27 protein-coding genes are annotated in these 22,848 nt (G+C 62.2%); 7 read left to right on the top strand and 20 right to left on the bottom strand.

Annotated elements, in window-relative coordinates:
• Positions 1-71: 71 nt before the first annotated feature.
• From A5788_RS24470 to A5788_RS21820, 12 genes are all read right to left on the bottom strand, one after another.
• Positions 72-197: a hypothetical protein gene (locus tag A5788_RS24470; RefSeq protein WP_269449561.1), complete on the bottom strand. Its 126-nt coding sequence runs from the start codon at positions 195-197 to the stop codon at positions 72-74.
• Positions 194-748: a WhiB family transcriptional regulator gene (locus tag A5788_RS24645; RefSeq protein WP_442902879.1), complete on the bottom strand. Its 555-nt coding sequence runs from the start codon at positions 746-748 to the stop codon at positions 194-196. Before A5788_RS24645 ends, A5788_RS24470 begins: the two co-directional genes overlap by 4 nt.
• A gap of 528 nt (positions 749-1,276) precedes the next feature.
• The gene (locus A5788_RS21860) at positions 1,277-1,681 is read right to left on the bottom strand and encodes a hypothetical protein (protein WP_064868559.1); all 405 of its coding nucleotides are present in this window, start codon (positions 1,679-1,681) and stop codon (positions 1,277-1,279) included.
• 23 nt (positions 1,682-1,704) lie between these two features.
• Positions 1,705-2,424 (bottom strand): hypothetical protein, encoded by a 720-nt coding sequence (locus A5788_RS23935; RefSeq protein WP_156525584.1) that lies wholly within the window; start codon positions 2,422-2,424, stop codon positions 1,705-1,707.
• A gap of 186 nt (positions 2,425-2,610) precedes the next feature.
• Positions 2,611-2,808 (bottom strand): hypothetical protein, encoded by a 198-nt coding sequence (locus tag A5788_RS23930; RefSeq protein ID WP_156525583.1) that lies wholly within the window; start codon positions 2,806-2,808, stop codon positions 2,611-2,613.
• The gene (locus tag A5788_RS24385) at positions 2,805-2,975 is read right to left on the bottom strand and encodes a DUF7324 family protein (RefSeq protein WP_231894095.1); all 171 of its coding nucleotides are present in this window, start codon (positions 2,973-2,975) and stop codon (positions 2,805-2,807) included. Before A5788_RS24385 ends, A5788_RS23930 begins: the two co-directional genes overlap by 4 nt.
• Positions 2,976-3,073: 98 nt before the next feature.
• Positions 3,074-3,214, bottom strand: a complete 141-nt coding sequence (locus tag A5788_RS23925) for a hypothetical protein (RefSeq protein WP_156525582.1) — start codon at positions 3,212-3,214, stop codon at positions 3,074-3,076.
• Positions 3,211-3,762: a hypothetical protein gene (locus tag A5788_RS21840; protein WP_064868547.1), complete on the bottom strand. Its 552-nt coding sequence runs from the start codon at positions 3,760-3,762 to the stop codon at positions 3,211-3,213. Before A5788_RS21840 ends, A5788_RS23925 begins: the two co-directional genes overlap by 4 nt.
• Positions 3,759-4,334, bottom strand: coding sequence for a hypothetical protein (locus A5788_RS21835; RefSeq protein ID WP_064868544.1), 576 nt, complete (start codon positions 4,332-4,334; stop codon positions 3,759-3,761). The genes A5788_RS21840 and A5788_RS21835 overlap by 4 nt, the downstream gene beginning before the upstream one ends.
• A 484-nt stretch (positions 4,335-4,818) precedes the next feature.
• Positions 4,819-5,223, bottom strand: coding sequence for a hypothetical protein (locus tag A5788_RS21830; RefSeq protein ID WP_064868541.1), 405 nt, complete (start codon positions 5,221-5,223; stop codon positions 4,819-4,821).
• On the bottom strand, positions 5,220-6,008 hold the full coding sequence (locus A5788_RS21825; protein WP_231894094.1) for a phage antirepressor N-terminal domain-containing protein: 789 nt from the start codon (positions 6,006-6,008) through the stop codon (positions 5,220-5,222). Before A5788_RS21825 ends, A5788_RS21830 begins: the two co-directional genes overlap by 4 nt.
• Positions 6,009-6,071: 63 nt before the next feature.
• Entirely contained in the window at positions 6,072-6,407 is a 336-nt protein-coding gene (locus A5788_RS21820) for a hypothetical protein (RefSeq protein ID WP_064868538.1), read from the bottom strand.
• 189 nt (positions 6,408-6,596) lie between these two features.
• Between A5788_RS21820 and A5788_RS21815 the strand changes: the two genes are divergently transcribed.
• From A5788_RS21815 to A5788_RS23650, 4 genes are all read left to right on the top strand, one after another.
• Positions 6,597-7,136, top strand: a complete 540-nt coding sequence (locus tag A5788_RS21815) for a hypothetical protein (RefSeq protein WP_064868535.1) — start codon at positions 6,597-6,599, stop codon at positions 7,134-7,136.
• 211 nt (positions 7,137-7,347) lie between these two features.
• Positions 7,348-7,668, top strand: coding sequence for a hypothetical protein (locus tag A5788_RS21810; RefSeq protein ID WP_064862723.1), 321 nt, complete (start codon positions 7,348-7,350; stop codon positions 7,666-7,668).
• A 49-nt stretch (positions 7,669-7,717) separates the two neighbouring features.
• Positions 7,718-8,128 (top strand): hypothetical protein, encoded by a 411-nt coding sequence (locus A5788_RS21805; protein ID WP_231894093.1) that lies wholly within the window; start codon positions 7,718-7,720, stop codon positions 8,126-8,128.
• Positions 8,125-8,334, top strand: coding sequence for a DUF3263 domain-containing protein (locus A5788_RS23650; RefSeq protein WP_082937845.1), 210 nt, complete (start codon positions 8,125-8,127; stop codon positions 8,332-8,334). The genes A5788_RS21805 and A5788_RS23650 overlap by 4 nt, the downstream gene beginning before the upstream one ends.
• Here A5788_RS23650 and A5788_RS21800 read toward each other — a convergent pair.
• Positions 8,297-9,526: a tyrosine-type recombinase/integrase gene (locus tag A5788_RS21800; protein ID WP_231894092.1), complete on the bottom strand. Its 1,230-nt coding sequence runs from the start codon at positions 9,524-9,526 to the stop codon at positions 8,297-8,299. The two genes, A5788_RS23650 and A5788_RS21800, sit on opposite strands and share 38 nt — an antisense overlap.
• A 332-nt stretch (positions 9,527-9,858) precedes the next feature.
• On the opposite strand from A5788_RS21800, the gene A5788_RS24640 reads away from it, so the two are divergent.
• Positions 9,859-10,668 (top strand): FRG domain-containing protein, encoded by an 810-nt coding sequence (locus A5788_RS24640; RefSeq protein ID WP_064866110.1) that lies wholly within the window; start codon positions 9,859-9,861, stop codon positions 10,666-10,668.
• The gene (locus tag A5788_RS21790) at positions 10,659-11,828 is read left to right on the top strand and encodes a DUF262 domain-containing protein (protein WP_156525580.1); all 1,170 of its coding nucleotides are present in this window, start codon (positions 10,659-10,661) and stop codon (positions 11,826-11,828) included. The genes A5788_RS24640 and A5788_RS21790 overlap by 10 nt, the downstream gene beginning before the upstream one ends.
• Before the next feature lie 644 nt (positions 11,829-12,472).
• On the opposite strand, the gene A5788_RS21785 is transcribed toward A5788_RS21790, so the two are convergent.
• The 5 genes from A5788_RS21785 to A5788_RS21765 all read right to left on the bottom strand — a co-directional run bounded on the left by A5788_RS21785 (position 12,473) and on the right by A5788_RS21765 (position 20,716).
• Entirely contained in the window at positions 12,473-13,372 is a 900-nt protein-coding gene (locus A5788_RS21785) for a restriction endonuclease (RefSeq protein WP_064866114.1), read from the bottom strand.
• A 470-nt stretch (positions 13,373-13,842) separates the two neighbouring features.
• Positions 13,843-14,196, bottom strand: a complete 354-nt coding sequence (locus A5788_RS21780; RefSeq protein WP_064866116.1) for a VOC family protein — start codon at positions 14,194-14,196, stop codon at positions 13,843-13,845.
• Positions 14,197-14,274: 78 nt separating this feature from the next.
• Entirely contained in the window at positions 14,275-16,416 is a 2,142-nt protein-coding gene (locus tag A5788_RS21775; protein ID WP_064866119.1) for an FUSC family protein, read from the bottom strand.
• Between the two features lie 160 nt (positions 16,417-16,576).
• Positions 16,577-19,201, bottom strand: coding sequence for a magnesium-translocating P-type ATPase (gene mgtA / locus A5788_RS21770; protein WP_064866121.1), 2,625 nt, complete (start codon positions 19,199-19,201; stop codon positions 16,577-16,579).
• A gap of 120 nt (positions 19,202-19,321) precedes the next feature.
• Positions 19,322-20,716 carry a carotenoid oxygenase family protein gene (locus tag A5788_RS21765; RefSeq protein WP_064866237.1) on the bottom strand — a complete coding sequence of 465 codons (1,395 nt, stop codon included), beginning with the start codon at positions 20,714-20,716 and terminating at the stop codon, positions 19,322-19,324.
• A gap of 237 nt (positions 20,717-20,953) precedes the next feature.
• Between A5788_RS21765 and A5788_RS21760 the strand changes: the two genes are divergently transcribed.
• Positions 20,954-21,634 (top strand): YoaK family protein, encoded by a 681-nt coding sequence (locus A5788_RS21760; RefSeq protein ID WP_049700409.1) that lies wholly within the window; start codon positions 20,954-20,956, stop codon positions 21,632-21,634.
• A gap of 30 nt (positions 21,635-21,664) precedes the next feature.
• Here the strand turns inward: A5788_RS21760 and A5788_RS21755 are convergent, their stop codons facing one another.
• Both A5788_RS21755 and A5788_RS21750 read right to left on the bottom strand, forming a co-directional pair.
• The gene (locus tag A5788_RS21755) at positions 21,665-22,330 is read right to left on the bottom strand and encodes a phosphoribosyltransferase (protein WP_064866122.1); all 666 of its coding nucleotides are present in this window, start codon (positions 22,328-22,330) and stop codon (positions 21,665-21,667) included.
• Positions 22,331-22,347: 17 nt separating this feature from the next.
• Complete coding sequence (locus A5788_RS21750) at positions 22,348-22,809, bottom strand: nuclear transport factor 2 family protein (protein ID WP_064866124.1); 462 nt, start codon at positions 22,807-22,809, stop codon at positions 22,348-22,350.
• Between the last annotated feature and the right edge of the window lie 39 nt (positions 22,810-22,848).

The following is a 22,848-nucleotide window of genomic DNA, read 5'->3' as shown; positions in this document are numbered from 1 at the left end:
GTACGCCGTCGCGGGCGAGTTGCTCGTACTCGTCGAGGGCGCGGGTTTCGCGGGGCGGGAAGTACCAGGGACTACGCATCGTCTTCGTGGTCCCTGGTCCAGCGGTCGTAGTCGCCGTCAATCCAGTCCTTGTGGTCTTTGTCGTCGTAGTCGCGGCTGGATGGGTGACCGTCGTAGCCGTCGTCATAAGCGGTCATGCGCGCATCTCCTCGAACGCCAAACGCTGACGACGAGACATGCGGCCTGACAAAATGTTTCCCGCGAACACGCCCCACGAATAGCGGCCAATCAGTGCACGTTCAGCACACTCAGCGATCAGCGGGCACGACCGGCACGCCTTCGCGGCCTGCATCAACACCTCACGGTCATCACTCGTGAACCGCTCATCGCCCTGGCAGATCGGCAACGCGTTCTCATCACGTGGCGGTGCCTGCAACACGACTACCGGATTACGAGGCGGCTTCGGTGTACCCCGGCGCGCATACTCCTCGCGACGACACAGCAGGCATGTCCTCCACCCCCTAGCACTGACCGATGTCGTTTCCGGCCGGAACTCATGCCCGTTGGCGCAATGCGTCTTTCGGGCACGTTTCGTTGTGTTCGCGCAGGTGATGCAGCGTCGGCGTGCACCATCCCAACGCACATTGCTCTCGTCGGTGAGGTCGTGGCCGCGACGACATTTGGTGATGCGGGCACGCTCGGCACGACAGGTACGGCACTGCCGATTCACTGCGCCATCTCGCTTCATCGTCTCGTAGGCGTCGACAAGGGAGTGTCCTCTTGCGCAACGATCAGCACGTTTGCGGCTCATTGTTTTGCCTCCATCCATGCGATAGCTGACTCCACAACCACAAGCCGCGACGTACCTGGTAGACGGACCGCGACATGACGGCCCGACATGACCTGCACTTCCCACTCACCCCGCGGATGACCAACCCATGCTTGAAAGCCGAGACAGTGCGCGAGGTCATGCAATTCGTTTTCGGCGTCGAGGATGTGCCACTCGACACTGTGTTGGTGGGCAGGGAACTCGATGACACTCATCGCGCCCCCAACCACTCGACGATCGACACGACACCGAGGACAACAAGCGCGTCAACGACAATGCATCCCCCGAAGATCGCCAGCCACACAGACCGCGACGACGGCAATGGCTTTGACGGAGGAATGCTCATCAACCGATCAGCGGCGCAATCAAACTCGGTGCGCACCTGGTGGTCTCGGCATTCTAGATAGCAGTCCAGGCCGTCGTCGTCGGCCCAACGATTACACGTCATTAGTCCTGCACCATCCGGCCCAACTCCGCCTGGCGACGCACCTCGTACGTGCCTGCCGGCATGATCAGGCCACCATGCTCCTGGTGTGAGACGAAGACTTCCGACCCCTCCGGTACTGTCACCACGCCGAGCATCACGTCGTCGTCCCGACGCGACGTGTGAGCATCCCAGAACGCCGGACCGTGCGGATGCAGGGTGTGAGTGTTGGACGACGCCTCCGACGCAACCGCTACCACCATCCTTGGCATCTCTGTGGTGGCGGGCGCGCGGTTGACGCGGACGAGAAGCACATCACCCTGCGCGGCAGCGGTATCCACCACGGGGATAGCGGCATCACGGTCCAGATAGTCGAGGACCTCCTTGCCGGTGAGGGCGATCATTTCAGCGAGAGTTACTGCGGTCATTGCGATTTCCTTTCGGATGGTTGTCAGCGCCTGACTTGGAGCTGCTTGTACACGTGAGCGGGGACGCCGTAGGTGTCTGCCATTGCGGCAATCGGATCGGAGAAGGATTTGCGGACGACAATCCCGTAGCGGTGACGAGTGCCGTCTCGCTCGACAGAGCCGTTAGTAACCAACGCGATTCGCGCGGGCTCGCTGTAAGCCTCTTCGAGGACCGCGGGCAGCTCGTACAGCCGGATGGTGTGCGGGTCATTGCCCGGATCGGGCGCTTCGGCAACGAGTTCCGCTCCCCGGAGCTGGCCCCAAAGCTGGTCCCCGAGCTGGCCCCAAAGCTGGTCCCGGAGCTGGCCCCCGAGCTGGCCCCCGAGCTGGCCCCGGAGCTGGCCCCGGAGCTGGCCCCAAAGCTGGTCCCGGAGCTGGCCCCAAAGCTGGTCCCAAAGCTGGCCCCGGAGCTGGCCCCCGAGCTGGCCCCAAAGCTGGTTCTCGAGCTGGCCCTTCTCTGACAGATTACGGATCATGGCGGATGCGAGTACCCCACCCAGCGGCGAGTCCATCCACACCACGATCGGCGGCTCATCCAGTCCCGCAACGCGGTATGCGGACTTCACGAGATGCTCGGCCTTCAGTCGGTCGCAGCGCTCGGTTGAGAGGCCGACGCGTATCCAGTGATCGCGGATTGCGGTGACGTGCGAAAGCTGGGCGTCAGTGAGGGGCTGGCCGAGGGTGACGCCACGAATGTCACTCATCCGAATCACCCCGCGCAGGAAGCACATTCACCTGGTTGTCGACATTCACATCGTCGTGGGCATCCTGCGTGAACAGGCGTGGCGAGTACGAGGCGACGATCGCGACAAGCATCATCCACAGGACCGCGCACAATGTTGTTTCCTCAGCACCCACAGGCGCGAACAAAACATGCAACAGATTCGACATCAGGCTTTCTCCAAATCGTTTGCCCAACGCCGCAATTCGTCAGCAGTGATGTACTGCTTCTTCGAGCCACGTACCCGCACAAAAGTGAGTTTCCGTTCCCTCCATTCACGCCGAAGCGTGTCCTTGGAGACGCCACTGCACGCCTGGACCGCGTTCTCGAGGTCGTAGAGAATCATCGGTAGTGGTTCGACGGTCATCTGTCCTCCTTGAGGTTGGTCCCCGACCCGGCTTCCTCTACCGGGTCGGGGTGCGCGACCGCCGTGGGCGTGAGAGGTGCCCGGTCGCGCTCTCCCGCACAGCAACCCGCGCGGGAGTGGTCGGTGAAGGTGGGCCAGCCCTCGATGTCGACAATCGGGATGCCCATGAAGAGCTCCGGCCCAATGGATTCAGGTAGGTGGATCACAATGTCTGCGGTGTCGCCGTGGTCAGCTTCGACCCCTAAAACTTCGCAGCCGTAGTAGTTCATGCGCTTGCCGCCTTTCTGATCTGGATGTAGAAGCCGGCGTACGTGTACTCGGCAGCGACGAGGAGCGCGATGGAGCGGTTGGCGCATTTGACTGAGCGCCAGAGGTTTCCGTCGAGCCACCACACGATGTGCCTCATGCCGCGTCGCCTCCGATCTGCTCAAGTCGGGACAACCGCTCCCGCAGTTCTGCGATCTCCTGTTCCGATCTCTCGGTGGTTTGAGCAACGACTGCGACGGCATCTTCGAGGCGCGACGTACGTAAGTCGTTTCGGCGCATGTAGTCCATCTGCAATCCGAGCGATGTGACTGCGAGTCCGACTGCTGCGCGTTCACCTTTGGTGAGCTTCGACATATCAACGTGTGCGACTTTCGATTTCGCGCGGACAAGCTGTCGACGGCTGCGTTTCTGGTGGTGTTGCGCAAGTTCTAAATGCTCGGATGCCTTGACCACCCGGTAGCCTATGTTCGGCACCGCAACAAGGGCTTTGCTGTGCGTGGCTTCGATGCCGCGCTTAGCGGCATTCACCGCACCCTGGCATATCTCGCGGTCGTCCTCGTCAACGTCGAGGGCGGATGCGATGTCGGCGTACGGAAGAATCGTGTCTTCGGGGATGTCCGCCACGAGGTCAACGAGAATGGCTCGACGGGACTTGTCCCCGATGGGCTGAAATGGGTTGCGCATCATGCCTCCTCAACTTTTGCGGTGAAGCGCCCGAAACGGGGGCGCCAGTCTCCGATGCCGATGAAGTCGCCGGCGTTGCTTGCGATCTGGATGAGCTGGTCGAAGTCGAGTTGTGATTCGTCGATCAATCCGTCTGCCTGCACAGCCCAGTCGTAGAAGACGGGTCGGGTCCGCATGACGCGGGACTGTCCGACGCCTACGGATGCGCGATGGGAGAACCGCCCCGACTTCCACATTTCAGCGGGGTCACGCGGGCCGTCGTAGGAGACCGGATTGATGGGGGTGGTGATGAGCATTCCGCGAGTGACCTTGGTGCCCAGCTTGTTGAGCTTGGCACCGCCGAGGAGTGTTGCCGCGATGTTGAGGTCGGGAATGTATGGGCCGACGTCGGGGTCGAGGTAGAGGCCGCCCATGAACTCGGCTTCGCCCATTGCTTCGTGGTCGTCGTCGGTCTTGGATCGCTTGCCGCTGATCTTCTTTAATGCCTTGGTTGCCGGGTCGAGCGGATCGGACAGGCGTGAGTTGTGCATGAGCAACGGTGTGTTGCCGGTGAGTGTGATGGTGAATGATTTCATACGAGTCTCCGTGCGTGAGTGTGTGTTTCGTTGTCATGCGCGCGTGTCCGTCAGCGGAGTCGAACCGCTGATACGACCATCCGGACTACCTCTATCCCTTGCCCTGCCCTGCCGAGCCTTGCCTTGCCGAGCCCCGCCCCGCCGCGCCCCGCCTAGCCGCGCCGGGGGAACGAATCGAACGCTCCTGCAACCATTCCCGGCCCCTATCCCTTGCCTTGCCTTGCCGGGCCGTGCCGCGCCAAGCCCAGCCGAGCCGCGCCAAGCCCAGCCCTGCCGCGCCTGGCCGTGCTCGGGCACCGAATCGAACAGTGCTACAACCATTCCGAGCCACCTATCCCTTGCCTTGCCGTGCCCCGCCTCGCCATGCCTTGCCTTGCCACGCCGAGCGTGCCCATCACGGGAATCGAACCCGCACAACGGAAACCATCCATGGGCCACCAATCCGAGAATCAAGCCGACCGACCCCGCAACACCTCCACCAACCTCATGCCGCATCACCGAAAGCCTGGACAGCGCAACGCAGGGTTGCGGCCTCATCGTCGGAGAGATCAGCAGCCTCTATTGCCTCATCCACCGACAACGGCACATCCGTGTACGCGCTGTACAGTTCGCGCCCGGACTTCACCACCTGTGCCAACTCATCCGGCGCGGTAGCCTCCGCCGCGTCATAGGAGACATGCAAGCCGTAAACAGGCGCGGCGCACGCGAAGTAGGTGCGGTCCTGTTTCTCGGTCAAAGACCGAGCAGGGACGGCAACGGTCGCAGGAGCCTGGGTCGCCGCAACCGGAGTCGGCTTAGCGACAGAGGATTCGGGGTCGCAACCAGTGACGAGAGCGACACCAACACCGATGCCCATGAGGGCGCTCAACAAGCGGGGTGAGAGTTTCATGCCGCCACCTCTGTCGCGTAGTGACGTGCCCACACCTGATCGAACAAGGGACGATCAGCCTCCGTGTACGCGAACACCTCACGGGTAGTTCCGTTCGGCAACTCTTGGAACGCCTTACCCGGGGCGTCTCCGTGCTCGGCGACGTACAGACCCTTCAGCCGCTTCCCGAATCCGGATGCCTTCGCTGCCACCATGTCTGACGCGAGACCCTTCGACTTGAGGAAGTCGGACACATACAGCGGAATGGTTGTGGGGTCGAGTTCCGGCTTCTCCCCCAACGCGCGGGCGAGCACAATCCGGCCCTTCGCCTCAAGGTGCTTCGGGTCGACGATGCCTCTGAGGGCTTGGATGACCGACGCCTGAGCTTGAGCCTGCCGAGTGATCCGGTCGAGCTGATCCTCGGTCGCGGACGGGTTGATCGCGCCGCCCTCGTGGAAGTAGGCGTCGAGCGCATCCGCAGCTTCGGCCTGGAACGCCTCGACGATCGGGCGTGCCTCTTTGGAGACACGGTTGGTGTCGATCGTCGCGAGCCACATCGTGAAGGTGCGGCGATCGATCATGGCGAGCTCGCGCGTCTTGCCGTCCGCCGCAACCGTGGGCGTCATGTACACGGTTGCCCATGACCTGCTGTTGAGCTTCTGAATCTGTCGGGCAGGTTCAAGGCCGATGGATTCACAGGCGTGCCGGATAGACACGGAAGGGCGCCCGTCGATGACGGTTGCCATGATCTGGCGGTCGGTGCCTGGTACCGCAATCGGAACCAGTTCGGTATTCTTGGTACTCACGAGACCTTCTTTCTCGTTCAGGCCCGTTCGGTGTTCGCGCACCGGGCGGGCATTTTTGCGTGGCTATGCGGATCGGGGTACGGCGTGTGCACCATGCAACATTCGCGGCGCGAAGAGATCGCCATCGGTCACGCCGAGAGACCTTTCAATGGCGATGGCCCGCAGTTCATGCGTGGTCTTGGTCCGCTGATTGACGAGTCGCTCGACGAGCGACTTCGACACACCATCGGGAACTCCATCGTCGCGACGTTTCCGGCGTTCGCTACGCGCAATGCGTCGCAACTCACTGGTCGCCTCATCGGCTAGTTCCTGGTACGAGAGCCCGGACCGCCGCAGCGCCCGACGCAATAGGTCGCTATCGACAACCTCCGCGTACATGTCGCGTGACGTGAAGCCCATTTGGTCGAGCCCTCCTGTCGTTGTTTGGTGTACGCACCACGCTACACCACTAGACGATGGTGTCAACTACGAGTCTGAGAAAATATGCTGGTAAGTAGCTTGACCTCGAATTACATGCGAGTAGTTCCTAGACGGACCGTCTAGCGAATCACTATTCGAACACTCAACTCGACATGCAAGGTGGGCACTGTGGGCGACCCGAAACTACCGCCAGAGCAATGGCGGCCCCTGTTCGACAAGATAGGCGTCGAGTTTGGGTATAGGCCACTCGCCACGCGGATCAACATGGACCACACCAAGGTCCGTCGCATCCTGCGAGGAGATCGAACATCACATGAGGCCATCAAGGAGCTCGCCGATGGCTTAGGTATCGATCCCACCGAGGTCTATCGACTTCGGGGCGAGGAACCTGTCGAGCCGTTCACCCTCCCCGATGAAGCGGGGAGGCTCACCGGTAGTGAGCGCCGCGTTATCCGCGCGATGGTCCGAGCGCTCCTGGACGCAAGGGAGAGTGGCAATGCAGTGGAAGCTACCCCGCAACCGCGAACACCGGGCGAAGCGGCTGAAAGTGAGAAGACCCAGGCGGCTGACGGCCGCGACCAGCGCCAGGCCGACCATGACCTCGCCGCTCGTGACACTGGTGGCATCTCTGAGAGTGAGCAGACCCGCCGCGACATGGACCAGCAGGGTGAAGCGCCCGACCCCGACGGGCCGGAGGACGGGGCGTGAGTGATCGACCGAAACACCCACGTCAAGACCTTGAGAGCATCCTCACGCAGGCAGAAAGAGCTGGATGGCGCATAATCAAGAACAAGAAGTACTACCGGGCGTATTGTCCGTGTGGTCAACACCAGCGGAGTATCCACCTCACCCCATCAGATCCCAACTACGGGAAGAACGCGGGCAAGTGGTTCGAGCGGCAAGACTGTTGGGAGGCGCGATGAACTGGTTTCACATTGAGTTCCGGCTAGAGTTCGAAGACTTCTCGGACACCGACCTGGAAACCATCTTCGAGGATGTGGCCGATTGCCTCGCTGACATGGACGGCATGGATGCTGACGCTTCGCTCAACCTTGCAGCGCGAACAATCGAGATGTCGATGTCGATTAATGCGGAGCGCGCCGAAGATGCCGTCACCAGCGCATTCGCGGCCGCGCGTACTGCGGTTCACGTAGCCGGAGGTAGTACGCCTGGGTGGGAGAAGATTATCTCAGAACAGGCGATGGAGATGAACCTCCGCACGCAACTTACATCTGTGTAATTCCTGGTCACGCCCGTTTTTGTCAGAGCCTTCCCCTAGCTTGTCCGGTATGTACCACCCCTGGCGAGACGCGCGTGACCGCGAGCATTTGAACATCACCTTCGAGCGGTTGGCCGATGGTCGCCGCGGCTGTCTGCGCGGTGATCGGGTCACGATCAACACTGGCGACGATCAGGCTCAACGCCGCTCCACACTCGCCCACGAGCTCGTTCACGATGAGCGCCGCGTGTTCCCCACTGACCGCGTGCTGCGAGCTCGCGAGGAGTTGACAGTCGAGCGCATCGCGGCACGACGGCTCATCCAACTCGAAGCGTTGGTCGACGCGCTGCTGTGGTCACGCGACGCACGCGAGACCGCAGCCGAGCTGTGGGTGGACGTGCCGATGCTGGTGGTGTTCGTCCAGTCCATGACTGAGGAGGAGAAGGTGTGGGTGGGGAAGCAACTTGAGGAGCGCGCATGACTGGCGAGGATCGCCGCCTACTCGACATGGCCGGCCAACGGTGGAATCACAGCGGCGCCATGGCCGATGCGATCAGATCCGAGTTCAACATGTCAGTAACCCGGTTCTGGCAGCGAGTCAATCGGCTTTGCGACACCGAGGAAGCGTTGGCGTACGCACCGCTCACCGTCAATCGGTTGCGGCGTCTGAGAGTTGCAGCAAGGTAGCCATTTGCTCGAGGGCGGCGCGGGTGATGTCGGTGTTGGCGTAGGCGTATCTGCGGTGGGCGGCGACGGTGGAGTGTCCGAGGATCGCCATACGTACCGACTCTTCGACTCCGGCCTCCAGTAGGAGTGTCGCGACGGTGTTGCGTCCGACGTGCTGCACCGGGGCATCCTTGATGGTGGGGGCGATTCCTGCGGCGACACAGAGTGCTTTCCAGTCGGCCAGATCGTCACGTGACGCAATGGGTTTCCCCCCGTCGCGTGACCACACCAGACCGGTTGTGTCGTCGCTCGCATCCCGCCACGCCTGCAAGGCTGCGGCGAGTGGCGGAACCATGGGGACGATCTTGCGGGACGACTCGGTTTTCGGGTCGACAAGGCACCACCCCTTCCACAAGGGTGTGAAGTCGAGGTCGCGGCGCACATCGAAGTCGGCACGCGGGTACACGTCTTGTGCGCGTGGATGACTGACGCCCTTCTTGAGTGGGAGGCGCTGCACCTGGTAGGCCATGTCCAGCACCATGTGGTCGAAGTCGACGCGCTCCCATGTCAATCCGAGGCATTGGGCTTGGCGGAAGCCGGTGAACAGTCGAGTGGACCAGCGGGCGAGCTCTGAGGGGTCGCCTTGGTTGAGGAGGTGTCTCAGGATCGCTTTCGCCTGCGCAGAGGTGAGGGGATCTCGTCGAGCAGACAGTGCGCCCGGTCGGTCCACGCGCGCAACGGGATTCCATTCGAGGAGGCCATGTTTCGCCGCGTCGGCGAAGGCTGGATTGAGGACGTTGTAGGTGATCTGCGCGGTGCGGGATGACACGTTGGTTTCGACGGTGCGCAGCAGTTTGCGGATTGCTGCGGCGTCGATGGATGAGAGGCGCCGTTTCCCGATGTGCGGTTCGATGTGTCGGCGGTTGATGCTGCGATAGTTGGCGAGGACGTTGGGTTTCACTCTGCGGGAGGCGATGTCGTCGAGCCACTGTGTCATCCATGTGGACACGGTGGTGGTTTTCGCGCTGAGGTCGATGCCTTTGTCGGCGTCGCGTTGCATTTTCCTGAGTTCGGCGATGGCGTCGGATTGCTTGGCGCGTGCTCGTTGGTAGGGCTTGCCGGTCGCGGGGAGGTAGACCTGCGCGATCCACATGCCGTCTTTGCGTTGGTAGATGGAGCCTTCACCGCGCCGCCGTCGTGGCTGAGTTTTCACGTCTGAACCTACTTACGTTTAAGACTTACGTTTAAGACTTACGTTTACGGCAGCGTATGCCGTGCGACCGCCCTGCGTCACATGTAGTGCCAAAACATCAGTCTACCAGTGCTTTTGGTGAGGTCAGGGCGGGTGGGCTCATCCTCCCATACTACAAAACATCAGCTTCCCAAGCTGAATACGCGGGTTCGATTCCCGTCATCGGCTCCGACAAAAGCCCTGCTCAGAGCGATTTGATTGGGGCTTCGGTGGTGTTCGGACGCATTTGGGGCCGCGTATGGGCCGCGTGTCGAAGACCACGCCGACAGGCCGGGACCATAAACTAACCAGCCGTGGTAGTCGAGGTGGTTCAATTCCAATCCGTCAATCAGCTAATAGAGCTCGTGCTCGCTGAGCGGGCTGACGGCAAGAGCCTCTGGTTCAGGGGGCACAGCAGCCACGAGTACCATCTGGTGCCGAAACTGATGCGAGATGGCCCACGTACCGACAAGGAAATCTATCGTCGCGAGTCTCGGCTCCTTGCCCGATTCAGGGAAAGAAGCCTTCCATTCTGGGCTGCAGGCTACCCGCAGGGGCCGTGGGAGCATCTCTTCTCTATGCAGCACCATGGCGTGCCCACTCGACTCCTTGATTGGTCTGAGAACCTTTTGGTTGCCGCCTACTTCGCCAGTTTGGCCCCCGGCCCCCTGTCGGACGTGCAGAACGCTCCGTCTCTGCCTCGCCCCACAATCTGGACCCTCGACCCCGTTGGTTGGAATCAACAAGTACCGCAACTCCAAGAAACTGGGATCAACATCTTGACAATCGCAGACGAAATCGGTGAACGCTGGCAGCCTGTCACGTCAGAGAACCACCTAGGTTGGCGAGCCAAGCATCCTGTCGCCATATACGGGGTTCACAATAGTCCGCGCATCGTTGCGCAACGGGGCACGTTCACGATGGCTGGCGAGCTTCAAGATAGTATGGAAGCGATCGCAGACACTGAGGACAAGTGGGCAGGACTCCTTAGGAAGTACGAATACACCGGAGAGCATGAGACCCTTCGGACCGAACTCAAATTCATCGGATTCACTGAGTCAATGGTCTTCCCCGACTTATCGAGTCTGTCCGCAGAACTTACAGAACTCGAAGGGTGGCAATAGCCGTGTCGGAGCCAACCAAAGATACGCCCAATAATCTTGCTGAGCAGATTGAGAGCCGAAGACGAGAGATTTCCTCGGAAAGACTCGCAATGTCCGTTCGGGAGTTGACATCAATGTTTGAGAATAAAGAGCTTATAATTCGACCTGAGTTTCAGAGGTTCTTCCGCTGGGATGATGATCAGAAGTCCAAGCTGATTGAAAGCATGCTCCTTGGCATACCGATCCCATCAATTTTTGTGGCCACCACGGAGAAGGGTTGGGAAATTGTCGACGGTTTGCAGAGGATGAGCACACTCTTGCAGTTGCAGGGTTTGTTGAATAAGGAAGACGGCTCGCCTCTGGACCCACTGCGCCTGCGAGGAACAAAATATCTTCCAGACCTGGAAGGCCGGGTCTGGCCACCCTTCCAGAATCATCCACGCGAGGATGGTGAAGAATGCCGGGAGCTGCCGAGCACCCAGGTCTTCGATATCAAGTCCTCGCGCATCGACGTCCAGATTATCAAGAGGGAGTCCTCACCGGACGCCAAGTACGATCTCTTTCAGCGGCTGAACAGCTACGGTTCAATGCTGACGCCTCAAGAGCTAAGGAGCGCAATGCTCGTGGCCGTCGATCCAGACTTCTTGAAATGGACAGAAAAGCTAGCAAAGAACACCGATTTTGTTAATACGGTGCAGCCATCCGAACGCTTACTAAAAGAACAGTACGACATCGAACTAGTTCTTAGGTTCTTGGTCCTACATAACAGATCCCCCCTGCGCCAAAATGACCTGCGCAATTTTTCTCAATTTCTGGATGACCAGTCTCTAGCTCTTGCGTCAGACCCATTACTAAATAGAGACGAGATCGAGAATGTATTTTCAACGGTGTTTCAGACAATAAATGAGAAACTCGGCGAAGATGCATTCCGGCGATGGATTCCTGATCGCCAGATTTTCAGCGGACAGTTTCTCAACACTTCCTTCGAAGTCTTTGCAATCGGGATGGGATACTATGTCCGGCGCGACATGCCATTTCGCGATGATGTCGAGGCTGTAGTGAAGGAATTCTGGATGCGGCCCGAAATGACACGAAAGTTCGCTACCGGAGTTAGTACCGAGCGCAGGTTGACCCAGTTCATTCAGGTCGGACGTGATCTGTTTAAGCCACGAGAAGACTAACCCTGCAGCCGCAACACGTTCCCCCGGTCGTCGCCGTGCCTATCGCAGCGAGCGCTGACATCGCGTCGGCGTGGTCGTCTTCGAATAGGTGCGCGTACACCGTCAGCGTCATCGTGACCTTCGAATGCCCCATGAACCGAGCACGTCGCCTTGGCTGCTGATGCCGCGACCGATGCGCGGTTCCGCACCATAAATCGGCGCCAGGCGAAGCTGCGGGGGGTTCGTAGGTGCCTGTTTTGGCGGTGCGGGGTGCGCCTGAATGAGTGGTCATGATGGTTCTCCCTGGTTGGGTGGCATGAAAGGGTTATGTGCTCCCACCCCTGCCACCTCCCACCCCTGCCACCAGCCAACGGAGTTCACGGCGCTTACGTCGCCGCCCTGGCGTTACACCCTGGCCTGTACGTCGCTGTCCTGGCGTTACATAACGTTTCCCGGCGTCACTCCACCAGGCTCATGACGAACGCCGCTGTGTGCGCCCTGCGCAACACTTTGGCACAAACTTTGGGGGTTGCCGCGTCGCCTCCGACGACCGGACTACGCCCTACCCTACCTGATCGGCGGTAAGAAACTGCGTTGAAGCACAACAGGTTTAGCCACGGCACGTACCTGTGTCGCAGCAACTTGCAATGTTCGTCCTCAATGGCCTAGCGAGGTTCGAGTGCCCCGAAGAAGTCGGGGTCAACGATGACATCCTCAACTATTCTCTCGCGCGTCTCGACGCCCAGAGCGTTCGCCTTCAGCAACTGGCATAGGCGGTCGCCGTCGATAAGGTCGATGGGCGGGGCACCATCCCGCTTGGACTCATCCTGAGCGTCTTTGGTGAATGTACCGGTCGTGATGAGCAATCCCTTCTCACCGCGCCCTGCCATGGCGCCTCGGAAGTCGCGGACCGCCGACGAGCCGACGCTTCCCTTGTACCGCTTGCACTGGAAGTAGACGGGGAAGCTGAGCAGCGACAGTTGGAGCACGCCCATCCCGTCGATACCACCGTCGCCGCTCTTGCCCGTCACGACGACGCTTGAGAAGCCTTCCTCCCGAAGCAGTCGCTTCGCCAAGTTCTCGAAGCCTGCCGGAGTCATTTCGAGTAGCACGTCCAGCAGCTGTTCCTGCCACTCGCCACCATCGTTGTCGTGGTCATCTGCGGGCGTAGCTTCGCGACCCTGCGCTGGCGTCGTGACCGTTTGCTGCTTCTTTGTGCGGTTGTCCCGCACCTTTTGGATGTACTCCGCGCGCAGGGGCTCGATACTCCTCTCTGGTGTGGCCCTCCCGAGTTCCGTCACGCTCCACACGGCACGTTTGCTGTTCGTGAGCAGGCCCATCCCCTTGAGGTACGTCCGCGCCCACGCAAGCCGGTACTTGACCTCGGTGGTGGGTCCATCGCCGTGTAGTACATCCTGCATCTCACGCGGGTAAGCCTCACGCTCGATGACCGCCGCGTCCAATTCTTCGATGGACGCCGATCCTCCCAGCGCAATCACGGCCTGCAACGTCGGCCAAAGCATGTCTTGGTATACCGGCACCTTCACGGACATGCCGACCAGCATCTCATCTGGCACCGTCGTAGTCGCTCCTGCGCAACACCACATCAGTCCATTCGGGGCCGCGCAGGGGCCGCGTCCGACAGCGTTTCTGAACCCTCCGACGCCGTATCGGAAGCGTTGAGAACCGTTCCGGAACCGGCCGAGAAATGCAGTCTGAGCTGCGGTGATTCGCAATCCACCAGGGCGTCTGCCTGCGGCGATGTGAAATCACGTTCGAACGCCGAAAATACTTCCCAAGCTGAATACGCGGGTTCGATTCCCGTCATCGGCTCTGTACCGGTTCACCGATATAATCGCTGGTCACACCGCGTATCGATGTGATGCCTTTACGGGTAGCGGCACCTTTGCACACGCGCTAACGCGCCGTCCGTGCGACTACATGCAATAGCGCACCCGTGTTGTATGCCTGACAAGCGTTGTCCGCTCGCAATCCTGCTCTGCGACCTCGCCACCCGGCTCGGCACGCACGTGCGTCAGTAGTCGACGCGGAAGCCGCCGATGAGCCGGATGGTGTTGCCGTCAGGGTCGGAGATCTCCGACAGTCGCACACCCTTGTTTGCCTCGACAACGTCGCCGGTGGCCAGGCCGCGGTCGGCCAGTTCGACCCGATGTGCTTCGAGGTCGTCGACCGCAAAGTTGAGCAGCGCGCTGCCCGCTCGAACGGCGTCGAGGTGGACCTGCACCCAACCGCCGTCGACCACCTGCCATTCGACTAGCGAGGGCATGGGGTTGTTGGTGAAAGTCGTCCCGAAAAGCCGCGTGTACCAGTCGCCTGCGCGATCGATGTCGCTGACGGGAACGACGGCGAGTAGATGGGCGATGCTCATGGACTGCGTCCCTTCGTCGGTTGTGTCTGACGCATGGATAGACCGTGTGGGGCCGCAGAAGTCATCGGTGTGTGGGTGTCATTGTCGGCTCGGGGCGGTAGACGCGACGGGAGCGGCGACGGTATCCGGAAGCGTGCGGAGGAGATGGTCCAGGCGCACGGACGCAGCGACACCTGCGCCGCGGGCGGTATCCGGTCGGGCGTCGACGCCAGTGAGCAACTGCGCCAACGATTCACCTCGTTCGGCGTGTGCCACGGGCTGTTCCAGAAAGATCTGATGGAGGTCCTCGGCGTCGGCTCGCAGTCGAGTGACGGCAGCTCTCACCACCTCGGCGTCGTGCCCGGTGTACACCAGCGATGGGTCGGCAGACAGTGCACTCGAAGTCTGCGCCAGCACGTGTGCACTTCGAGTGAGGCGGCCGAGTTGTAGTGAACGAGCGCGGCGACGTGCACCGAGACCGACGAGCATCGCCGCCGCCATGTTCGACAGGGTCGACCGAACCCCCTGATGCGCGTTGTCGAGTGCTATCGCCGCGTCGACGACGGGCTTCGACTGATGCGCGGCCGTCTGCGCCTCACCGCACGACACGATCAGATGATCAAGTGCCGCAAAGTATTTGTCGACGCTGGCGGCCACAGCACCGTCGGATCGCTGCGACGTGACGATGTAAGCGCACACCACGCCGACGATCGCACCCGCGATGGTTTCGTCGAGTCGAACAAAGGCGAGCGTCCAGTTGTGGAAGCCCAGGAGGGCGTAGATAACCGCGAACTGGATCGTGAAAAAGATGGTGGGCATGCCATTGTTGGCGCCCTGGTAGTAGTAGCCGAAGAAGACACAGACCAAGAAGAGGATGGACAGCGGGAGCGGGTGCCCGACGAGCAGGATTGCCACCACCGCACCGAACGCCACTCCCACCAGAGTCCCGACAACGCGCCACGACGATTTGGTCAGCACGTCGGCACGGGTGGCGGCGGTCATGAAGACAATGAACGTCGTCATCACCGCCCAGTACCAGCGCCCCGCCGCGATCGCCTGTCCCACACCCGCTGCGATGGCGGTCGCCACCATCACCTGAATCGCCATCCGCGAGGTTGGCCGCAGGTTGTCCCACCAACGCACCACGGCCGCAGTGTTATTGGTGACGTGGTCGTCGGTGGCGGCCCCATCGGTAGTGGAGACATCGGCACCAGACACATCGGCATCAGACACGACGGGTTCGGGCGGGCTGGGGTTATCGACGTCGGCATCGCCGCGCGCGGCGTCGTCGAGGTCGAGTTGGGCGAGCAGCGCACGGGAGACGAAAAGCGTTGCCAGGCCATGTGGAGTCGACGGGTCGACCGTGGTGATCGCCGAGCGTGCCGCGAGTTCCGCGGCCGCGACGTCGTGGCTCGACGGCTTGCCGCGAACGACGGTCATCAGCGCATCAAGGACCCCGGAGAGCGTGGGATCCGAATGTGGATCGACACCCGATTTCGTCAGAGACTGCAACTGTTCGCATGCCAGCTCGGTTGCACTCTGCGCGTCGAACATTCTGCGGCGCAGTGTGTTCGGGTCCACTCCGAGCGACGCGACGTCGAACTGTTGTAGCCACCCGGCCATGGCAAGGGTGAGGTCGGGCAGGTGATTCACCGGCACCAGGATCTCGGCGTCGGTTCCGGGTCGTTGGGACCGCTCGAGCGCTTCGGCGCACGACGCCCGAAACTGCCGCAGGTGCAACCTGAGTCGGCGTGCCGGGAACTCGATCAGCATCACCGTCCGCAGCAGCACACCGCAGAGGAGTGCGCCTCCGACGACCAGAAGAATCTGCCGCAGGTTCGCCCCGGGCTCTCGCATGGCCAAGATCGCCATCAGGTAGGCAAAGAAAGTCACACCGCCCACCGCCAGGCCGCGCCAACCGAATCGTCGTACCCAGATACAGAATCCGGCCATTGGTATCGACACGACGATCTCGGCAGGAGAATGATGCGTCAGCACGACACCCAGCGCCGCTGCGGCCAGTCCCGGGACAACGACGGTCACCGACGTCAGCCAGCGGGCTTTCGCCGTGACGTCACCGGTCGCTCCGAACGCGACCATGCCGATGATTCCGCCTGTCACCAGCAGAATGTCGGGTCCGTGGGTGGCCACGATGACGAAGTGGGCAACCAGAATCCCCAACGCCGTCGCGATCGTCGTCGACGTGGCATAGATCAGCCAGGTGTGGCCCGGGTCGTACACCCGGAGTGATCTGATTATCGAAGATTGTGAGTTGTGCACATCCACTCCGAGGTCCTGTTTTTGCTCTCGGATTCTATGTTGCGGGAACCGGGGGCCGCGCCGAATGGCATTCTTTCGCAGGTGCTTTCGAGGTGCCACTCCCGGTCACACCCACTCTCGGTCACGCCACAGCGGTGAAGCGTGAGGAACGGCGTTCCAGGCGGTGCTGAAGCCCACGCCAGCGCGGCGGTAGCTGTGGCCGGAACGTCGCGGTCGAGTAATACACGTGTTTCGCGAGTTCCACGACGACCAGATAACCGATCACCATCACGAGCAGAAACACGTAGAACGACACTGGCAGCGCGACGAAGCCAAGTGGCCCGGCCAACGGAGTGAACGGCAGCACCACCCCGATCACCAGCACTATTCCGACCGCCGCGATCAACAGCGCCGACGGTCGGCTGCGGAAGAAAGGGATACGACGAGTGCGGATCGCGAACACGATCAGTATCTGAGTCGCCAACGATTCCACGAACCATGCGGTGTGGAACTCGGTGGCCTGAGCATGGAAGATCTTGATCAGCGCGGCAAAGGTCAGAAAGTCGAACAGCGAACTGATCGGACCGAAGAACACCATGAACCGCCGGATCGCGGCGATATCCCAGTGCGACGGCGACCGCAGGGCTTCGGCGTCGACCCGGTCGCTCGGGATCGCGAGCTGGCTCGAGTCGTAGAGCAGATTGTTCAGCAGGATCTGGCTGGGCAGCATCGGCAGGAACGGCAGCACCGCGGAGGCACCCGCCGCGCTGAACATGTTGCCGAAGTTGCTCGACGCGCTCATTTGCACGTACTTGATCGTGTTGGCGAAGGTGCGTCGTCCCTCGGCAACACCCCGCGCGAGCACCCCGAGGTCCTTCTCCAGCAGAACCACATCCGCGGAATCCTTCGCGACGTCGGTGGCGCTGTCGACCGAGATGCCGACGTCGGCGCGGTGCAGGGCGAGGGCGTCGTTGACCCCGTCGCCGAGGAAGGCGACGGACTGTCCGTGCGTCTGCAGCGCGCTGACGATCCGTGCCTTCTGTTCCGGTGTGACCCGAGCGAATACTGTGCGCTCCCGGGCCGCCCGGGTGAACTCCTCGTCGTCGAGGCGGTCGAGTTCGGTCCCGGTGATGCTGCCACCCGACGTCATACCGAGGTCGGCGACGACTTTGTCGGCCACCACCACGTTGTCACCGGTGGCCACCTTGACCGTGATGTGCAGGTTGTCGAGATCGCGGAGTGATTGTGCCGCCGATTGTTTCGGCTGGTCCAGGAACACGAGGAAACCGACAAGGGTCAACTCGCGCTCGTCGTCGTCGCCGATCGTGGTCTGAGTGGCGGGCATCTCCCGAGTGGCCAGCGCCACCACTCGCGAGCCCTGCGCGAACAGCCGGTCGAGCGTCTCCTCGGCCTCCGGCCCGGTTCCAGTGCAGCGCTCGAGGATTCGCTCCGGCGCGCCCTTGACGGCCAGGGTGTGCCGGCCGTCGGGTCCTGCGGAGATCGCCGACGCCATCTGCCTGACGTGATCGAATGGCCGTGTGGCGATCCGGTGGTAGGCAGCCACCCGGTCCTCGACCGGCCCGGCGCCGCGCCATAGCGCCGTATCGAGTTCGTTGCCGCTCGACGACTGCGTGTCGGCGGCGTCGGTGGCCAGCAGTCCGGTGAGCAGCACGTCGTCGTCGGGTCGGCCGTCGGGTGCCTGTGCGCCGATCAGCGATATCTGTCCCTCGGTGAGGGTGCCTGTCTTGTCGGTCAGCAGGATGTCGATGTCGCCGAGGTCCTCGATCGCCACCAGACGTTTGACCAGCACCTTTGCCGCGGCAAGTCGTCGGGAGCCGGCGGCAAGGGCGGTGGTGACGACGGCGGGCAGCAGTTGCGGGGTGATTCCGACCGCGATCGCGAGGGCGAAGAGCAACGACTCGACGAGTGGCCGGCCCAGGATGAGGTTCGCAGCGATGATGAACACCGTCAGGACGATCGCCACCTGCAGCAGCAGCACCGAGAACCGGGACAGGCCCTTCTGGAACGCGGTCTGCGGAGGATCGTCACCGAGACCTGCTGCGACGGCACCGAATTCCGCGTGTGCTCCGGTCGCGACGACGATCCCGGTAGCGGTGCCCGACTGCACCACCGTCCCCATGTATGCGCAATTGGTGCGGTCGGCCAATGGCGTATCGGCGGGCAGTGGGTCGATCTGTTTGGCGGCGGCCGTGGATTCGCCGGTGAGCACGCCCTCGTTGCAATCCAGATCGGTGACCTCGGTCAGCCGGATGTCGGCGGGCACGAGTTGCCCGAGCACCAGACGGACGACGTCACCGACCACGAGTCCGGTGACGTCTATTGTCTGCGCGGTGCCGTCACGGATCACGGTTGTGCTGTGGTGCACCCGGTCGTGCAGCGCTTCGGTGGCCTTCGCGGCCCGGTATTCGTTGACGAATCCACCGAGAACGCTCGCCGCGAGGATGATGCCGATCACCACAGCGTCGTTGCGGTCGCCGAGCGCAAAGGCGAGGACGGCCGTCGCGATCAGTAGCACCATCAGGGCGCTGCGGAACTGGTTGACCAGGATGTGCAGCGGCCGGACATGCACGGTGTGCAGAGCGTTCGGACCGTCTTTCATGAGTCGGGTCGCGGCTTCCGCCGAGGTCAGGCCACCCGGGCCGGTCTCGAGCGCGCTCGTGACATCGCTGGTCGTCGCCGCCCAGGCGTGCGTGACGATGTCCGACGATGCTCCGCTGCGGGGGCTGTCGGTCGACGGACCACTCATGCCGCTGATTCTGCTATTTCATCGCCGCCTCCGATACCGGGGACAGCTAATCGGGGTCCAAGGTCGCAGTGGTCGCGGATATGCGGCAGATCGCACTTTGCCCGCCGACCGGCACGATGCTCACCCAGCCAGCCACGCCCCATGCAGGCCCGCCGGTACGCGCTGCGGCAGGTCGATGGTTGCGATCGGACCGGACGCCGGATCGTCGGCCGAAAGCAGATAGAACCGCGAGCTCATGTCCGCTGGGTCGGTGCCGATCGCGCCCCAGAAATCGCCCTCGGCGCCGGGGATGAAGATCGGCTCGCCGATGGCAACGCCGGGGGTCCAGCAGGTTTCGGTATCCGCGGACAGGTCGTGGAACCACAGGCTGTCCTGATCGCCGACGTCACCTGGTCCCTTGGCCACGGTGGCGACGCGGCGATGATCGTGGGTCAGCAGTCGGTCATCGACACGTGGGAACTCCATATTGGTGTCTTTTCGACTGAGCGCTGTGCGCGAGAGTCGTCCGTCCGGGGACACCACGACCCTGTTCAAGGTCGACGACGACGGGTTCGGCTCCGTCGCGAAACCGCCGGGATAGCTCCACTCGACGTAGTCGACGGTCACCGAGCCGTCGGGGTTGTCGAAGGCGTTGGCGAAGTGCCACACCCAGAACGGGTCGGTCGTGATCCACCGCACCGCACCACCGTCGCGGGGAATCAGCGCGATGCGAGTGCCATCATCCGGACGCCACGACAGCAACGAGCCACCGGTCATCGCCGCTTCCAGGTCAAAGATCAAGGGGCACAGGAACAATACGATGTAAGTGCTCGTGAGGGCCATGTCATGAATCATCACCGCGTCGGTGAGACCGTCGACGGGCGTCGGCTCCACCTTCGTGGTGCCATCGGCGTTGATGACCGACCACGTGAGGTATGGAGCCTCGAGCGTGTAGTTGAACAACACGAGCTCGCCGTTCGACGGGTCCAGCTTCGGATGTGCGGTGCTACCGACCCGCATTGCGCCGGAGCAGTCGGTGCGTCCCAGTGTCGCAAGGTCTTTGGCGTTGAGCAGATACGGCTGATCGGCCTCGGCCATCGCCATCAGCTTGCCGGCATGCGAGACGATGTTGATGTCCGGGAGCTCACGGACGGTCCCGGCAAGCTTGTCTCCCACTTCGTCCGCCGGTGGCGTGTACCCGTCGGTGATACCCGACCAGATCGTATGTCCGGCAGCCTCTTCCGCTACCACCATGGGTGTCCGGACGAAGCGATTCATGTACGACGCCCGCCCGTTCTCGATGCTGACGCGGTGCACCATGGCATCGCCGTCGAGGGGGTAGACGTAGGACCCGATCGGATCGAACCGCGGGTTGGGTCCATTGCGCAGGTAGCTGCCGGTCAGCGACTCGGGCAGTTCGCCTGTCACCGGCAGGTCGGCGACGTCGACCTCGGTTCGCTGTGGCGCAAAGATCCCGGCGAGATGATTGTGGTGGGTGAGTTCCACAGGCGCTGGTCGGGTCGGTGTGACGGTCATGGTGTCCACTCTCTGTCGAGCCACCTACAGGATAAGTCGCGAGTCCGCTCGCCGAGCGTCATACGCGACTTCTCCCGCCACTGTCTGGCGGTGCCGATTCACACAATGACGTTCACCGCCAACACCGATAAGGGCCAGCGCGGCTACTGTGTCACCACACACGGTCACCACACACGTCCCTGTGCGAGGTTTCGGTGACCCGCCACGAGTACGCAAGACATTTGGAAGGTTTCGGCGATGGCAGCAACACGGGCGTTCCTTCCGCCGACTCGGGGCGAAGTCGGACTCATCAGTGCCGTGCTGATGACCGTCGTCGGCGGGTACGTCGACGCGTTCCTCTATCTGCGACACCAGGTGTTCGGATTCGCACAGACCGGCAACGTCGTGTTCTTGGCGGTCGGGTTGGTCAAGGGTGACGAATGGGCAAAGTTCGCCTGGCCGTTGCTGGCCTACCTTGCGGGTCTCGTTGCCGCCCAGGTGCTTCGCACACTGGTCCCGACGCTCCCGGCGCGCGCTCTCGGCTCGGTGCTCGTCTTCCAACTCGTCGTCTTCACCGTGCTGGCATGTCTGCCGTCGAGCGCTCCTGCCGCACTGTTCGTGATCCCCTTGTCGTTCGTGGGCGGGGTACGGCTCGAACTGTTCCGCACCGCGGGCGGAATCTCGTTCGTGAGTATCGCGACAACGGGCAACCTGATGCGGTTCGTCGCCGCGGCAGCAGACCTCGTACGCGGAAGGTCGTCGGCGCAGGTCCGCGCCGCTGTCGCCACCGCTATCGTGGTGCTCGCTTTCCTCGTTGGCGCACTGTGCGGTGCAGGCGTTGCGCAGACGATCGGCCCGGCGCTGTGGGGAGCGGTGCTTCTCGAGGCAATCGGCCTCGCCGTCTTCATCGCGCAGGTGCGGACCCGGCCAGCCGCCTGACCCTGGAGCACCCCTAGCTGCAGCCCCGCATCATCGATCACGTAGACAACTCACCACGTCATCATCGGGGACCTGACCGAAATCGCGGTACGAAAACCCAACGGCACTAAAGGGTTCTGGAACGTCGACGGCCACCACCCGGTCGATGTCGGGATCGTCTGCGAATCTACGCAGGGCATCGCGCGGAGCGGTCGGCACGGCGATCATGATCCCAGCGGCGCCCGCCGCACGAACGGCGCGCGCCGCCACTGCCATCGTGGCACCCGTCGCGATACCGTCATCGACCAGGACGACGAATCTTCCGTCAAACGAATACGGTTGCCGCTCTTGGCGATATTTCGTTTCTCGCTCGATACGCAGCGCGTCTTCGCGCATCACGATCTCATGCAATTGCCGATCCGACACCCCTAGTCGCCGCGGCACGTCGTCGGCCACGAACACCTGCCCCGCCGCAATAGCACCCATCGCGTACTCCGGCTGACCGGGAGCGCCGAGCTTGCGCACAACCAGCACGTCGAGCGGAGCGTCGAAAGCCTCGGCGACCTCACGAGCGACAGGCACACCACCTCGTGCGAGGCCGACGATCAGCGGAAGTGGTTGTTCTGCAGACGAACCCGGCAAGAGACCTCCGGTGGCCCTGATGCGCTCGGCCAATAGTTGCCCGGCATCGGCTCGATCTGCGAACAGGTACGACATAACCGGCCCCCCCGGACTCACGAGGAAGTGGCGAGAGTGATCGCCCGGCCAACCGTGACGGAGAAGCTCGGTACGTCCTTCAGATCGACGGTCGCCTCGTACGTCCGGTCGTAGCCCGTCGCGCAGATGCGCCAGCCGTCGTCGGTTCGGCGGTAAGTATCCGCGTAGAACGCCGCTCCGATCATCATGAAGGAGAACTCCGGCACGATGACGCGATCCTGTAGATACCACCGACCGGTAGCGGAATCGCCGTCGACGATGATCTCGGGATGGTCGACGCGATGCTCGGTGATGACACCCGGTCCGACGGAGCTGCGCATGTACCCGACGAGTTCATCTCTGTCACCGAAGGACAGCTTCTCTCCGTAATCGCCGGTGACGTCCTCGGTGAGCGTCGCGGCGAACACATCCCAGTCCTTGGTGTCGAGTGCCCGCAGGTAGCGGTACTTGAGCGCCTTCACTTGCTCGAGATCGTCCATGCCCAACGTCTACTCCGCGCCGCCGGTCGGCGGGGGCGT

It is taken from the genome of Gordonia sp. 852002-50816_SCH5313054-c, assembly GCF_001665925.1.
Classification (GTDB): domain Bacteria; phylum Actinomycetota; class Actinomycetes; order Mycobacteriales; family Mycobacteriaceae; genus Gordonia; species Gordonia jacobaea.
The sequence above is the reverse complement of the archived record's forward strand: the minus strand, read 5'-3'. Positions and strand labels throughout refer to the sequence as shown.